The sequence below is a fragment of the Paenibacillus sp. J2TS4 genome (assembly GCF_018403245.1).
Taxonomy (GTDB): Bacteria; Bacillota; Bacilli; order Paenibacillales; family NBRC-103111; genus Paenibacillus_L.
Window position 1 is genome coordinate 78,682 of record NZ_BOSH01000015.1, and the last position, 15,161, is coordinate 93,842.

Annotated in this window: 13 protein-coding genes; 4 read left to right on the forward strand and 9 right to left on the reverse strand. The window is 48.8% G+C overall.

What is annotated here, in order from left to right:
- The first annotated feature begins 17 nt into the window (after positions 1–17).
- On the forward strand, positions 18–335 hold the full coding sequence (locus KJS69_RS24380; protein ID WP_213586412.1) for a hypothetical protein: 318 nt from the start codon (positions 18–20) through the stop codon (positions 333–335).
- Positions 336–609: 274 nt separating this feature from the next.
- Here KJS69_RS24380 and KJS69_RS24385 read toward each other — a convergent pair whose 3' ends face one another.
- Positions 610–1,185 carry a DNA-3-methyladenine glycosylase I gene (locus KJS69_RS24385; protein WP_213586413.1) on the reverse strand — a complete coding sequence of 192 codons (576 nt, stop codon included), beginning with the start codon at positions 1,183–1,185 and terminating at the stop codon, positions 610–612.
- Between the two features lie 117 nt (positions 1,186–1,302).
- On the opposite strand from KJS69_RS24385, the gene KJS69_RS24390 reads away from it, so the two are divergent.
- Entirely contained in the window at positions 1,303–1,872 is a 570-nt protein-coding gene (locus KJS69_RS24390; RefSeq protein WP_213586414.1) for a Gmad2 immunoglobulin-like domain-containing protein, read from the forward strand.
- 628 nt (positions 1,873–2,500) lie between these two features.
- Here KJS69_RS24390 and KJS69_RS24395 read toward each other — a convergent pair.
- The 6 genes from KJS69_RS24395 to KJS69_RS24420 all read right to left on the reverse strand — a co-directional run bounded on the left by KJS69_RS24395 (position 2,501) and on the right by KJS69_RS24420 (position 9,268).
- The gene (locus KJS69_RS24395; protein ID WP_213586415.1) at positions 2,501–3,238 is read right to left on the reverse strand and encodes a stalk domain-containing protein; all 738 of its coding nucleotides are present in this window, start codon (positions 3,236–3,238) and stop codon (positions 2,501–2,503) included.
- A 341-nt stretch (positions 3,239–3,579) separates the two neighbouring features.
- Positions 3,580–3,882: a hypothetical protein gene (locus tag KJS69_RS24400; RefSeq protein WP_213586416.1), complete on the reverse strand. Its 303-nt coding sequence runs from the start codon at positions 3,880–3,882 to the stop codon at positions 3,580–3,582.
- A gap of 175 nt (positions 3,883–4,057) precedes the next feature.
- Positions 4,058–5,500, reverse strand: coding sequence for an MATE family efflux transporter (locus KJS69_RS24405; protein WP_213586417.1), 1,443 nt, complete (start codon positions 5,498–5,500; stop codon positions 4,058–4,060).
- 368 nt (positions 5,501–5,868) lie between these two features.
- Positions 5,869–7,206, reverse strand: coding sequence for a DUF4129 domain-containing protein (locus tag KJS69_RS24410; protein ID WP_213586418.1), 1,338 nt, complete (start codon positions 7,204–7,206; stop codon positions 5,869–5,871).
- Positions 7,199–8,302: a DUF58 domain-containing protein gene (locus KJS69_RS24415; RefSeq protein WP_213586419.1), complete on the reverse strand. Its 1,104-nt coding sequence runs from the start codon at positions 8,300–8,302 to the stop codon at positions 7,199–7,201. The genes KJS69_RS24410 and KJS69_RS24415 overlap by 8 nt, the downstream gene beginning before the upstream one ends.
- A 3-nt stretch (positions 8,303–8,305) precedes the next feature.
- Entirely contained in the window at positions 8,306–9,268 is a 963-nt protein-coding gene (locus tag KJS69_RS24420) for an AAA family ATPase (protein WP_213586491.1), read from the reverse strand.
- Between the two features lie 303 nt (positions 9,269–9,571).
- Here KJS69_RS24420 and KJS69_RS24425 point away from each other — a divergent pair, with 303 nt between their 5' ends.
- Together KJS69_RS24425 and KJS69_RS24430 are read left to right on the forward strand one after the other, a co-directional pair.
- Positions 9,572–10,099, forward strand: coding sequence for an FxLYD domain-containing protein (locus KJS69_RS24425; protein ID WP_213586420.1), 528 nt, complete (start codon positions 9,572–9,574; stop codon positions 10,097–10,099).
- 40 nt (positions 10,100–10,139) lie between these two features.
- The gene (locus tag KJS69_RS24430) at positions 10,140–11,324 is read left to right on the forward strand and encodes a hypothetical protein (RefSeq protein ID WP_213586421.1); all 1,185 of its coding nucleotides are present in this window, start codon (positions 10,140–10,142) and stop codon (positions 11,322–11,324) included.
- Between the two features lie 134 nt (positions 11,325–11,458).
- On the opposite strand, the gene KJS69_RS24435 is transcribed toward KJS69_RS24430, so the two are convergent.
- Entirely contained in the window at positions 11,459–14,620 is a 3,162-nt protein-coding gene (locus KJS69_RS24435) for an MMPL family transporter (RefSeq protein ID WP_213586422.1), read from the reverse strand.
- Positions 14,617–15,081, reverse strand: coding sequence for a MarR family transcriptional regulator (locus KJS69_RS24440; RefSeq protein WP_213586423.1), 465 nt, complete (start codon positions 15,079–15,081; stop codon positions 14,617–14,619). The genes KJS69_RS24435 and KJS69_RS24440 overlap by 4 nt, the downstream gene beginning before the upstream one ends.
- Positions 15,082–15,161 lie beyond the last annotated feature (80 nt).

A 15,161-nucleotide genomic window follows, 5' to 3' on the forward strand; every position in this document is an offset into this window, starting at 1 on the left:
AGGAAGGAGAACCCATCTTGACCCAACAAAAACAACATCAACAATCTTTAGAAAAGGCTATTCTAAACAGCCATCATGCTCTTAACAGCTCTCAGGACGCCGAGCAAGCGGTCGAGCAAGCTCAAATCAGCTCCGATCCGCAGCTCCTTCAGCAAGCCCAACAAATCGTCGGCCAAGCCAATCGCGAAGTTCACGAGGCCGAGCAGCGGCTGACAGCCGAAGCTAACGAATCCCAAGAGCCGCAAACGGTTCAGGTGCTGGAGCAGTTGGAGCAAGCAAAGCAGGATTTGGCAGAAGCCGCAGAACGAACGGAGCAGCCAAAGCAAATGCGCTGATCGATAGAAGCAGTAATTATTGAAAGCGAGGAAACTCCTATCGGAGTCCTCAGAAGATGTGCAGCCGAGTTTACAAGATTTTTGACCGCCAAATAGAATTTGATGAAATCAAGAAGCAGAAGCCTATAAATTCTATATGTTGTTAAAAAAACGAGCACAGGTTGTGTTCGTTTTTTATATGGGGCCATTCATTAGACATTATCGCCTTTTTTCTACCGGGAAAACCGGGTTTGTCTCTCATTCACCTTTTCACAGTGGCAATCCGCACCGTTGGCTAACGGGAGGTTTTCCGTTTGCCGGGATATAGGAAGCAGTCCGCCGTATGGTCATTAACCATTCCGACCGCCTGCATAAAAGAATAGCAGATGGTACTGCCAACGAATTTGAAGCCTCTCCTCTTCAAATCCCGACTCAGCTTGTCCGATAATGGAGTAGATGCCGGCACCTCATCGGCCCTATGCCAATCATTAAGGATCGGCTCGCCATCGACAAACTGCCAAATATATTGGTCAAAGCTGCCGTACTCCTTCTGAACCTTGATAAAAGCCTGGGCATTAGTTACCGCAGCCTTCAGCTTAAGCTTATTCCGAACGATACCGGCATCGTTAAGCAGCCGATCGATATCTTGCTGTCCATAAGCAGAAATGAGACGAGGATCAAACTGATCCAGCGCTTTGCGGAAGTTTTCTCTTTTTCTAAGAATAGTAATCCAGCTCAAGCCCGCTTGCATTCCTTCCAGAACGAGCATTTCAAACAGCTTGGAATCCTCATGAACGGGGACGCCCCATTCATGGTCATGGTACTGGATATACAGCGGGTCGTCCGTTGTCCAAGCACATCTTTTTTGCATAAGCGCCCTCCGAGCTTTTAACATTTATTATACCTTCCGAAATTAACTGTTCCAAACATTGATTTCTAGAATAGGGCATGGCACACTGAAACAAAAGAGGAGAAAGGTGGAAAAATTTTGAAGAAACTATTTGCCGGTATAGTCATAGGCTGCTCCTTAACGTTGTCGACGACTGTTTTTGCCCAGATGGTTAAAGAGTACAAACTGGTTGAAGCCACTTATCCCGTCCTGATGAACGGAGCCAATTACAGCAATGAAGAATGGCCGATTCTGAATTACGATGGGACGACTTACATTCTTTTGAAGGAGTTGGCGGAGGGCCTTCAAGCAAAGGTCCGTTGGAATGAAGAGCTGAAGCGGGTTGAAGTTCGGGGAGAGCAATCGAATCAAGCGTTTGTTATTCATGAAATCGATGGGGATAACGGAAGCTACACCATTACAGGAGAAGCCAGAGTGTTTGAAGGAGTCTTTCAGTATGCGATCAGTGACGGTCATGATTACCTGTTGACGGATCACCTTCAGTTGGAGGCCGGAGCCCCCGAGTGGGCCCCATTTACGATAGAGATAGCGCTGCCCCAGAGCAAGCTTCCGGGGAATGGCACCCTGATGCTGGAAATCTACGAGGAGAGCGCCAAGGACGACTCCCGGATGAACGAACTGTTCGTTCCGCTGCAGAGCTTCCGGTGAGCGGAAAACATCGAAGGGATGGAAACGAAATAACCTCTTCATATAGATTATACTCACCTTCTCATGAATCGCTTAGCTGCAGTAGGCAGCATTAGTTGATGATTACATTCGTCAGCGATAGAAAAGTTATGGAAAAGTTCGCTATTGGTTTTCGACAACGGTTGCTTTATCGGAGCTAACCGATAAGCAACCGCCCGTATCTTTTATGAGGCCGAACGAACAATTTTGATTAGTTTGTAGCCTTAATTAGTCACCTTTCGCAAAGGTGAAGATCAACTTGAAACCTTGCAATGACTGGAAAGATCAGGTCTCTTATTTTTTCGCTGGAGAAGGATAAAGGGTAGTGTCTAACTGTATTTTATGTAGGTAAATTGAAGCAAAAGGAGCGAATGGACTAGACTAGATGGAAAAACTACATTTAAAATGGAGTTTTTTTGCAGATATCCCTCTTTTGGCCCAAAACAGATGGAGGTTTTCCACTTAGATTTCGTTTTTGACCTCAAACGGAGCAAACTAGCTGCATGAAATCCATTTAGATCCCGCATGTTGCGATGGACACTGTTAGTTTACAATGTGCCCGCTGCCTTCAAAAAACGTCAGGGGATGGATTTGATCAATTAACCCGCTCTTATTCCAAGGATGTCCTGTAATATTCCAGATTACAGCCCATCCCACGATAGATCCCTTGGGTTTTCAGCTCGTCACTACCTACAACTGAATAAGTTACTTCAAACGGACGTTTTAGTTTAATAAAATAATCACCAGTCGGCAGGACTTCACCATCCATTCCTTTTCGATCCCATGGTATCTCAAAGCGATATCCGTATTGGCTGGGAACTAACCCCTCAAAAGTTGACAGAGGCTGGCTGTAGACCAGAGTGTCCATTTCTCCCGTATCGGCTTTTGTACTGTATACTTCAAAAACCAGGTCAACGGGACTCATCAGGATATCTTCATCCATGAAATTGTACAGGTAGAATGAAAATTTATATGGATTTGTGGGGGTAAAGCTACCCGGAACAATATAAAACGGGTACCCCTCACAGCGCTGAAACTCCCTTCGTTCCAACTTCCATTGGAGCGAAGGCTCTTGATAAATACCGATTTTATGCAATCCATCCGTGCTTTCCGACGGATACTGATAGTTTACAGTAGCACCCATCGCCTCAGAAAATGTGCGAAGAGGAATATAGGCTTTATTGTTGTAGTTAATCATTTCATTTCCGTCGACACTTATCTCCTGATCGCCATTGTGAATTGTTACTTTACTGGGAAACAACGTGGCCTGGATCGTATCCGAGGACACCGCAGCGGTAGCGACCATCAATACAATGCCGCACAGCAGCCCGGTTAAAAGCTTCTTCACGCGCAAACACACCCTTCCTTATTTGTAGATTTATACTCTTCTACCAATAATTTGGTTTCGATTGGATTGGAAATCTATTTCCAAATGAAGGCCGCGTCGAAAAAAAAACTGCCGACAAAAGTAATTTTGTCGACAGTCTAGTTGGCTCCGTAATGGACCCGAATCTCGTCCCGCATCAGGCTGCTGAGTTGCTTATCCCCCGGTGTTGCATAATCCCGCATTGCATCTCCAGCATTGCATCTCCAGCATTGCGGTATCTACCCTACATTACTACGCGTTGCATTTTGGCTATTGCCTTTCCCGCGTCGGATGACTGGCCCTCTCATCCTGCTCATGCTCGATCACATAGCCCGTCTGATCTTGGAGATATTGTATAACGAGATTAGAATCGCGATGATACGAGGAACATAACCTACGATGGGAATGAAGCTAAGGATCGCCATAATAATATTGAGCCCCGTAGAAAACACGGTATCGTTCTTCAGAAATAAAGAAAAGATGAAGCTGATAATCACTAACGGGATTACCCAGCCCGATGACCATAGATAAAGAAACGGAACCAGGGCCAGTACAAACCCGATGATGATGGCGACCTCCAGGATTAACTGAATCGCGCCCAGTAAACGCGCGGTATCTCTGCTCATTGTTATTGCCTCCTCGCAGCTTGTTTATAAATTTATTATATTTTACGTAACTGCGAGCCATACGTTTCAAGGCATATTCCACGAAACCAAACTTCTTTTTACTTCCAGCTAGAGGGGGTAGCTTACCACAAGAATAGCTTTCTACATAGAAATATATTGAGGCTTGCCGTGAAAGCTACATACTTATCGATTTCCATTTGCCGCTTTTGTAACGGCGATAAATGAGGAACGAGCGGATGATTTGATCTGCTGCAATTCCCAGCCACGCCCCCAGAATCCCCCATTCGAACCACAGAACAAAAATCAAGCTAAGAATGACCCGAAATCCCCAGACTCCGATAAAAGTAGAATAAAGCGGGAACTTCGTATCGCCGGCTCCCCGGAGGGCACCTGCCAAAATAAACTGGGTCGCTTGGGATACCTGAACGAACCCGACCACTCTAAGTGCTATGCTGCCTTGTCTAATAATCTCCGGGTCATTCGTATACGGCATCATAATATAAGGGGCAAACAGAATAAACCCGACGCCCAACGAAGCCGCTACAATGACACCCAGCTTGCGAATCTCCCAGCCGAATTTCTCAGCCAGCTCCGGCTTGCCGGCTCCAAGCGATTGGCCCACCATAGTCGTCGCCACCAGGGAGAAGGCCATCCCCGGCATGAACGTCAGTCCCAGAATGCTGAAGGCAATTTGATTGGCGGCAAAGGTCAGCGTCCCTAATCCCGCAACGACCTTGCTGAAGATCAACTGGCCCCCGCGCATGGCGAATTGTTCCCCGGCCGCAGGCAGCCCGATCTTTAATATTCTGCGAATCAGCTCGGAATCGAAGCGGAAGATCGATTTTAACGTTAGCCGGACAGTCGATTGGCCGCTGAACAGAACATACACGACCCAGGTCATAGCGGTAAAGTTGGCTATCATCGTAGAAACCGCCGCTCCTACCACCCCGAGCCGCGGGAAGCCAAACAGCCCGTAGATTAGTGGGAAGCCGATGATCACTACAAGTGCGTTAGACAGAACGTTAATTTTCATGGGAGTCTTGGTATTGCCTGCTCCCCTTAATATCGCGGAGAGGCTCATGGAGACCGTGGTAAACCCTATCGACAGAAAAATAATCTTCGCATACGCGACCCCTTCTACAAGAACCTCCGGGGAAGCTCCCATCAGAACAAGCATTTCTTCTGCGTATAGGAAACTAAACAAAATAACAATGACCGAAATAACAATGTTCAATAAAAAAGCCTGGCCAGCGGCGCGGTTGGCCTCCTCGACCTCACCGGAGCCTATCGACCGGGCGACGATGACCGTCGTTCCGACGTTCAAGGTCATGAATATGGCCAACAACAGAAAAAAAGGCTGGTTGGTCAGCCCAACCGCAGCTACGGCTTCCGCTCCTACCCGCCCTACCATTATCATGTTCAGCATTTGCACCAGGTTAAGCAGAAGCATCTCTACAAGGGACGGACCGGCTAATTGAAGAATTCGCTTCCTGACTGCTTTAGGATCATCGATATCAACTTCAGTAAACGGGTTATGCTCAGGATTTGTGCCCGGAGGGGTTTTCCGTTTATCTGATTCCGGCTTGGAACGCGCTAACTCTCCATTAATTTCATTCACCTTCACTTCTGTAAATTGGCGGTTTTCCTATATTATACTAGACCGCATCTGAAAACGCATTCTGAGCCAACGGTTACCTGAACCCCAATTCCTCCAAATGTTCCATAAATTCACTCGCTTTCATAAACAATTGGCCTTTTTACGACCCGATCTCCGGTTGACCTGAAGCAATTGATAAAACCCGCCCCCCTTTATCATCATAAAAAGATAAGAACATAAGAAAAGCCGAACCCGCAGCAGGCCCGGCTTTTCTTGTAGATGAAGTTGGCATCGAGAGAGGAGATTCTCTTAATACTAACTTATGCGATTCGATTCAAATAGATTGGATGATAGATAGAGAGAATTCGCCCTTTTTCACTTGTTTCCGTTCATTTGATCCTTAGCCTTTGTCTGATCCGGCTGAGTGGCTCCGCTTCCGGATCTCGCTCCCCATACCTCGCTTTCTCATAAGCCTCGACCAGTTCCTGGACGGTATTTCCTTCGGAGGCTGGCGGAGCGTCCAGCTCGCGGCCGGTTTCTTTAGGCGTGTTGGACGGCTTGAAGGAATAACCCTCTGATATTTGCTTCAGTACATAATGCCGATACAAATATCTCGCTTTCTCCCGGTTATTCGGCAGTGCCTCCCATTTGACTTCCCGCTCAGTCAGCCTCCGGAGCCAATCCTGAAGCCGATCCGCGGAGCGTCTGCGCCAATGCTTCAAGCCGCCCTCCAGATTTTCCTCCTCATCGGTATAACCCGTATTTTCGGAGGAATCCAGATTCCTCATCCCCATCCTTTCCTTTAACCACCGATTCAGCCAGCGAACCAGCATGACTGATTTCCTGGCCAGCCAATAAAGCAGCGCGAAGAAGGCTATCAGCATAATGATAAAGAAAACAAACTTCGCCGCCTTCTCCAGCCACAAGAACAGAGCGGAGGGCTCCCCTCTATCCAGCCCGGGGGGCATGGACATGTCCGGAGGGGGCGGAGGTCCGTTATCTATCGGTTCCTCTGCCGCTTCAGACGCAAAAAGAGCATTAAGCCAAGCGACCAACTGCTCATACAGCCAAGCGATTCCATCCTTCAATTGTTTCCACAAGCTGCCCAAAGCAATGATAGCTAACAGCATAAGGAGCACAAGGCGATTGTGCCATTCGATGCCTGATCCCAGCTTCTGCTCTTCTCCCTCCTGTTGATTCTTGTTGCGGGAAAGCGCCGTCCATTGAAGATGAACCCGGTTGGACATAAATATACAGATCAGCAGAGCGGCTATTCCCAACCAAAACATAAGAGGAACGTAAGGGCTGAGCGCTTCGATTTTCAGATAAAAAATCGAGGTCACAAAATAAGCGAGCGGTCCCAGCCAGTAGAACATTTCTGGATAAATATGCACCGCCTTCCGGTTCGCCATATGGGCTCCTCTATAGAACAGGATTAAACCGATCACCCAAGTGACCCAACCCGCCAGCCCGTTGCCGAACATCCCTACGGAGAGCAGTCCGGTTGTAAGAACAGCATATAACAACCTCCATATTCTTCTCGTCAGACGAAGGAGCACTACCGCAGTCGTCCCCAGCAGATAGAACAATGTCAGCAGAAAGAGCCATAACGGGAGCCGGCCGTCCAGCGGAAGAAATATACCCGGCAAAATGACAAATGGCATATATAAAATAAGTTCGACCCAACCATGCATCCAGCCGGTCAGCGAATCGATCAATTTACGCACTGGCCTGCTTCCCCTCCTCTCCATGAGCAAGAGGAACAATCTCTACCCTATTGCCGTTGCTCTCTAGCCGGTGGATCTTCTCCTGGATCTTACCGCTCACATAGGAAGTTATCAGAAGGTACACCGTATTCTGCTGTCCACTTCGCACCTCGGCTTCCAGGAACGCGGACATTTCGCAGTTGCATTCAATGACAAGCTTCGCCATTGTCTCATAAAGGAGTGTCATCTGCCCCTGTCCACTAAGCGGTTCAATCCGGACCGGATGCTGCGGATCGTCCACCGTATATCCGTTACAGCCAAATCCGACCTCCATGCCTTGACGAATCCCGTCTTCGGTCAGGGTCGCCGCATACGCTATCCCCTTCTCGATCAGCTCAGGGTCAGTGACGGCATTCCACATCTCCTCGGACACTTCAAAATTGACGCAGACCATCATTCGGTGATCCGCCGTATACCCCCGGTTATGGACCTGAAGCTTGCCGGTGCGGGCCGTAGCTTTCCAGTTGACGTCCTTCATCGAATCCCCATAACGATACTCGCGAACTCCGTTGATCATAAAAGGATCCTCCATCATCCAGCGGCGAACAAGTAATTCTCCTTGCCAGCTTCGATAAGGAAGCGGAATTTCGTCCATCGGTACAGCTCTGGGATAGACAAGCAGCTCGGCCTGTAACGGCAGAGTCTTGAATACCGACTGCATTCCCAGCACATCTCCGCAAGTGATCGTAGCCGAATTAACAGAGTACGCCCCTCTCTTGAGGCAGCGGATGTGATGGCGGCGAGTGATCTGAGTGTACGGCATTAAGCTGAACAAGCTGGAATGGTTCTGAAACATCTGCCCTCCGCTTATGTTAAGGTTGAACTGCTTCTGGAATTGCAGGTTGGCATGAATCAGTGACTCCAGCTTCAGCCAAGGAACAGGAAGAAGCTTCCGGTTGGCGATCCTCTCCACCATCTGCACATCTTCTCCTTCGAAGACGGCAGATTTACTAAAGCTGCGGTGTACAGACAAGTTCTTGAGAGCCAGCCGTTTATAGATCAGACTCTGGGCCAGAACGACGATAAAGCTTACAAATAGAATCCAATGAATCCCCATAGCTCACCTCTCGAGCAATTGCTCTTCGGAGGGGACTTCGATCTCACTCAATATTTTATCGATAATTTGCTCGCTCAGGTTTTCCCTGTGTCTCATTGCATTCTTCAATAATATTCGGTGGGCCAGTACGGGTTTCGCCATCGCTTTGACATCATCCGGTGTCGCATAATCCCTTCCTTGAAGGATCGCATAGACTTGAACCGCTTTCAATAACGATTGACTGCCCCGGGGGCTGACTCCCATCGCTACCTCGCTGTGCGATCTTGTTCTCTCCACGATAGCTATCATGTAGCGGAGCATGTCATCGCTCACCGTGACGTGAGCATACTGATCCTGCGCCTCTATGATATCCTTGGCTGCAGCGACGGGCTCCAGCCGCTCCAGCGGATTCGATTCCTTGAACCGTCTCAGGATATGCACCGCTTCTTCCGATGTCGGATAGCCCATCTGGATCTTTATGAGGAAACGGTCCAATTGTGCCTCCGGCAGTGGAAAGGTGCCTTGATTCTCTATCGGATTCTGCGTAGCCAGAACAAGAAAAGGCCGCTCCAGCCGGCGCGTATCGCCGTCTACGGTAATTTGCCGCTCCTCCATACATTCCAGCAGGCTGGATTGTGTCCGCGGGGTGGCGCGATTGATTTCGTCCGCCAGCACGATTTGCGAGAAAATGGGGCCTTCCCTGAACTCGAAATCACCCGATTTCTGATTATAATAATTAATCCCGCTCAAGTCCGAGGGAAGCAGATCGGGGGTGAACTGAATCCGTTTAAACGAGCATCCCAATGATTTGGCCATCGCCTTCGCCAGAAGCGTTTTCCCGGTTCCCGGAACATCCTCCAGCAGAACATGACCCGAAGAAATTAAAGCGACCAACAGCAAATCGACCACGTCTTCCTTACCGACAATCACTTGATGAACGTTATCCTTGATCCCGTCGGCTAACCTTCTTATTTGTGTGAAATCGATGGTTTCCACCGCCTATCCCATTAATGTTTATCCTTCCATCTAATCCTACTATACCTTTTATCGGGAAAGTTTCCCATCTGTTTTCTTCGGGAAATGGTTGCTTTCTTTCGATATTTTGGCTTGATTCCTGGTTCCACCATGCCCGGTACGCTGAAAAAAACGAAACAAATCTTTTTTATCCCCGTATGATTATAAAGGAGAAGGCGAATATTCTACCCAGATTCCCCCGATATGTCTTCTTATTTGCGCTGATATTATTGTTTGATCCATAGGACTGACCAAGGTGAGCAGGAGGTGACTTTCTTGGATTTTTTATCTATTTTCTTTACGCCCTGGGCTTCCATCGCTATTATTCTGACCGCTGTGGCGGTTTTCTCGCTTCTGCTAGGAAAGTACGACCGGAAAACGATCGTTTCCAGCTCTATCCGGGCATTTCTGTTCTTATATTTGGTCATCGTCTTCTATAACGGAGTCATTACATATGACAATTACGCTGTGGACCAACATATGAATGAAATACTGGATAAACAATACGAAGTCGTGCAGCAGCAGAAATCCAAATTAACCTCTTCTGATAAATACGTAGTGGCCCTCAGCCGGGAAAATGATAATGACGATCACATTAATCACATATTCGTGGGCAATTACAGCGACAAGCAGCTCGTATCAGGGGAGCTTACTCTAATGCTATACAATGAAAACGGCGATTCAATCATGAATAAAAAAATCGAGGTAACCGATTTGAAGCCCGGTGAAAAAAGAAAGCTGGATCGCATAATAACGGAAGAAAAAGCAGAAAAATACCGGTACCGCTGGGGAAAGATTAAGTAATCCGGTAATATGGGCATGCCCCGGGAAGAGGTGACAGCAATTGATCAGGTTAGACATGGACACAACGGTTCTCTATGAGCGTCAGGAAGTGAAGATGCAGCCTTTTTATTGGATTCTTACCTTCCAGGCTCTATTCGTTCTGCTTGTGCTTGGGATCGGACTTATTGTTTTTCCCTTTTATCTATATAAGTTTAGCGCCATCTGGGCCACCGTTTGTTTAATCATCGGTCTTCCTCTGGGCTTCTATTTTATTAAAGTAGCATGGAAGGACGGCCGCAAGAGAATATGGGAGAACTGTCATCTGGACCGTTACCGGCTGTTGGAACACGGCTTTGATTATGAGCAATATGAGGTGGAATCGAGAACGAAGCATAGCGCGTTTGTTGCCTTCTCTAAGGTCGAAGCCGCAGTAGCTTCCAAGTTTATTGCCAAGTATCATTATGCATATAAGCAATCTGGTTTTTTTGAAAAGCAGCCTTATGCTCACATCTTCCCCGTCCTGTTCTTCGTTTATAGTGAAGAGGGGGCAAGGAAGCTGGCACGGGTTTATTTTAAGGATGAGGATAGCATTGATCTGTGGCTGGAACAGCTGCGCAAGCATTCCATTCCGATTCGGATAACGGTCGACCACCTGGATGCTCTTAAGGAGGAGCAGCTGCTGAATACGATAGAGCAAAAGGAAGAGACCTGGCCTTTCATGGACTTCTCTGATAGTGGCGATGATCCAGGCCGCACCAACGAATCCCCCGGCACTTTTTATTACCGATTTCAGCAGTTGGCGGTAGAAACCGCAAAGAAGCAAGCTTACGAGCAAAGAGAAGAGAGACTGGAGGAAGCCAAGGCCCAATCTGCTCTGCCGCTATGGCTGCCCTTCGTCCTGCAAGCTATCGGTCTGGCCTTGCTCTACGGAGCGGCCGACCACGGACTGATTGCCGTGGACAATTGGTGGATCTGCCTGGTGATGCTTCTTGCCGGCTATGCGATGTTTATTTACTTATTGAGGAAAACGGGTCTGTGGAAAGCCATTCTGCACATCGTGATATCATCTGTTGTCTTATTTATAGTTATAGTGTTTGGCATAGAGACGGGGGCGGAGGAGACCGAAGCCTTTATCGATAGTTTACTACTGGCTTATTTCATCTATATCCCGGCGAGCTTCATCTTATATCCTTTCATAATAAAGCTGCGCCAAAGACGTTCCCTGAAGTCCCATCTCCGCCGATAATCGTTATTCCTGGTTCAGATATAGAAAACCCCTGTCGGATTTAAAAGAAATCGACCGTTCCCATAAGGGAACGGCCGATTTCCAGAGGAGAGTCGAGCAAGTCACTCGGCTCTCTTTTTTCTTATCCATTAGAATTACATGGAAGTATCGATTGTAGATCCTGCCTTTTCTTTATTGGTAAAGGGCCACCAGTTGGCCGAGCCAAACGTTTTGACCATCACCGGGACAAAGAATGGCATAAAGACAAACGCATAGAGAAATAGTCCGGTAATAGCAATCGTAGCGATCTGCAGCAAGGACAGCACCCCCGACGGCAGCATCGCTGCAAAGGTTCCTCCCAAAATAACCGCCGCCGAAATAATGACCGTCCCCATATTTTTCATCGAATGGATCAATGCCTCTTCGACAGGCAAATGCTTGTATTCGTTAAAGCGATCCATCAGGAAGATGCTGTAGTCGACTCCCAGAGCGACCAATATGACGAAAGCGAAGAACGGTACAGGCCAGCTTATTCCCGAGTACCCGAGCATATCGACGAAGATGATTTCCGTCACCGCTACGGACGTAAAATAAGTAAGAATAAGCGACAAGATCAAATATAGCGGCATAATGATCGATCTCAACAACAAGATCAATATAATCGCTATGCCAACGAGCATTAATACGACGGTCCGGGAATAGTCCGCAGCCGATATTTCATTCAAGTCGGCATACATTCCGGTAACCCCGCTGATTCCAAAGGAGGCATCGGATAATGCGGTGCCGCTGAGCGCTCGCTGCACGGCTGCGTTAATTTCGTCAATTTTGGCAATCGTATCCGTGCTGTAAGGATTGCCTGTAAAGACGACATCCAAGGTAGTAACCTTACGATCCGGAGACATGTAGGTGTCGAATACTTGTTGGAAATCTTCGTTATCCAACACTTCGGCCGGGATATGCCAGCCTGCCATAGTGTCGTCCGGCGCTCCCGCCAAGCCGTTCAAATATTGCTGAGCCGATTCCAAGCCGCCCGTCAGCTCCGACAGGCCGGCCACGCTCTGCTCTAACCCTTCGGTCAGTTGGGCTAGTTGGCCGTCCAGCTGAGTAAAGCCTTGCTGGATTTCTTTTTGGCCCGCCGAGATTTGCTCCAGTCCCTGAATCACTCCCGGAACCTTCGCCACAATCTGTCCCTGGCCATCGGCCGCCTGATTCATACCCATCTGCAGCTGCTCGATTCCCGCGATCAATTGCTCGAATCCGCCGGCCAGCAGTGTCTGACCTTCGACCGATTGAGCCAGACCCAGGTTGGCTTGTTCCAACGAAGCCCCGACTTTGGCGAACTCCGTATTCAACTGGCCTAGGCCGCCTGCCAATTGACTGACGCTTTGCCGCAGCTGGGATACGGTTCCTTGAATAGTTAAGAAATCCTGATCCTGACTGAGCTCCGGATAACGCTCCGCTAAACTCTGGAAGTTGCGGTCCATTCCTCCTAGTGCTTGATCAATTCCGCCAAGGCCCTGCTCGATCTCCTTATATTTACCGGAGAAAGTAGAGATTCCGCTCTCCAATTGACGATAGCCTGCAAGCAGCTCTTGGCCTCCCGCTGCGAGCTGCTCCGCGGATTGCTTCGCTTGCTCCAAGCCTTGCTTCAACTCGCCCGCTCCGGACGAGCCCTGGCGAATTCCCTGCTCGATCTGTTTCAGACCCTGATTCAGCTCGCTCATGCCGCTCTTGATCTGATCGGTTCCCTTAACGAGATCACCGGCTCCGGATGCGGCTTTGGAAAGCTCAGGGGCGGACTTGCTTAATTCAGCGCTGGCCGTAGCCAGGCCTTCACGGATTTGCCCCAGTCCATCCGTGCCTTCGCCTAATCCTTCGTCCAGTTTCTTGACCTGCTCGGTGACGAGAAGATCCTTCATTTCCTCACCGACCGGCCGGGTGGCGCTGCGAATCGATTCTACGCCTTCCACCTTTGCCACTTCCCGGCTGATTCTCTCAATCGCAGCCAGCGACTCGGAATTATCCATCGGTTGATCATGCTTGAGGACAATTTTGGCTGGCATAGACTGTCCCGGGCCGAAGCTGTCGGAAATAATATTGAAAGCTTTGACCGAGTTGTAATCATCCCCGATTTCGTCCAGCGAATTATAAGATTTCACCCCGTCATACGTTAACAGCAGCGGAACGACCAGGACGGCGATCAGTAATAGCGTAACCATCGGCCTTTTAAGTGAAAACCGTCCAGCCGCCTCCCATAAACGACTCGGCTTGTGTTCCAGCGAGCCTTTGGAAGGCCAGAACAGCTTGCTGCCAAGCACCGCCATAAAGAACGGAACCAGCGTAATAAGCGCAACAAGCAGCACCCCGACACCGACTGCGACGGCCGCTGCCGATTGGTACAGGATAAAGGTCGAGAATCCGATGGAAGCAAAGCCGACCATAACGGCCAACCCGGAGAAAAACACCGTTTTCCCCGCCGTCCGATAGGTCTCGATAACGGCAGCTCCTACATCGTCAGGCCGCTTGGCCAGCTCTTCTTTGAACCGGCTGATCAGCAGAATGCAGTAGTCCGTTCCGATTCCAAACATGACCGCAACCATGAAGATTTGCGTAAAGTTGGAGAGGGGAAAATTCCACCAGTCTACCAAAAAAGCTACGACAGACTGTGCGGCAAGGTAGCTTATTCCTACCGCAAGCAATGGAACGAGCGGCGCAACCGCCGAACGGAAGACGATGAACAGAATCGCCAATATAAAGCCGACCGTAATCAATTCGGTCCTCTTCAGCCCTTCTTCCGAGCTGCTCATTACATCCTCATCGATAAACCGGCTGCTCGTAAAGTAATGCTCCACCTGCACATCCTGAACCGCTTCGTATAATGAAGCACTGATGTCCGCAGCCGACCGCTCCTCCCAGTTGCCTCCGATCAAGGCCATAATCGTCTTCCCATCCTCGGCCACCAGCTGATCTTCCAGCTCACTCTGCTCGAAATGGCTCGTCACCGAGGTAAGGCCGAGTTCTTCCTTCTTGCTTTCCAGGAGCTGAATGGCCCCTTCTATCTCTGTGAGATTATCAGCCGTTAATCCGTCCTTATTATGAAAGACAAGGACGGTATCCCCAATCTCGCTGCCTCCTCCCTGCTTGCTGACTTCCTGCAGGATGTCTTCCGCAAATGAAGAAGAGTAGCCGTCCGGCACCGTAATCTGGCCCTTCTCCCGGACAAGATCCGCCATGTTGGGCGCCGTTAAAAATAAAGAGACCACAGCCGCTATCCATACGATTAGAATAAGCCACCGGGCTTTTAATATTCCTCTCATTGACCTTCGCCTCCTTCCCCGCTTTTCTGCATAAGATCGGCCAGCATTTCATAGCTATGGATGAAGGCCTCAATCTCTTCCTCGCTGAAGTACTGCAAGTACGCACCAATCTGCTTCTCAATTTTGTCCTCGGCCGATTCTATGATTTGTTCTCCCTTGTCGGTGAGAGACAAATAAACGACTCTTCGATCCTTATGATCTCTTACGCGTTCAATCAGCCCCTTATCCTCCAGTCGGGTGACGATCGCTGTGATGGCACTTTTGCCAACTCCAAAAAAATCAGCAAGTTCCGTTGGAGTACACAGCTTTATCTCGCCAATGTAACATAACAGGGAGTGCTGCTCGATCGTCAGTCCATCCTCAATATTGTCCCGAATGATAAGGTTAATTCGCTTGTTAACGACAAAATGCGCAGATTTATATCGTTGAATCCACAGCCTCAGTTTCTGTTCCTTACTCAAGCGTGGTTTCTCCCCCTTTCCGCTTCTCGTCCCATATAGTTCAATCAGTGAATAGTTCCACAGTAGAACTATTTTGCATT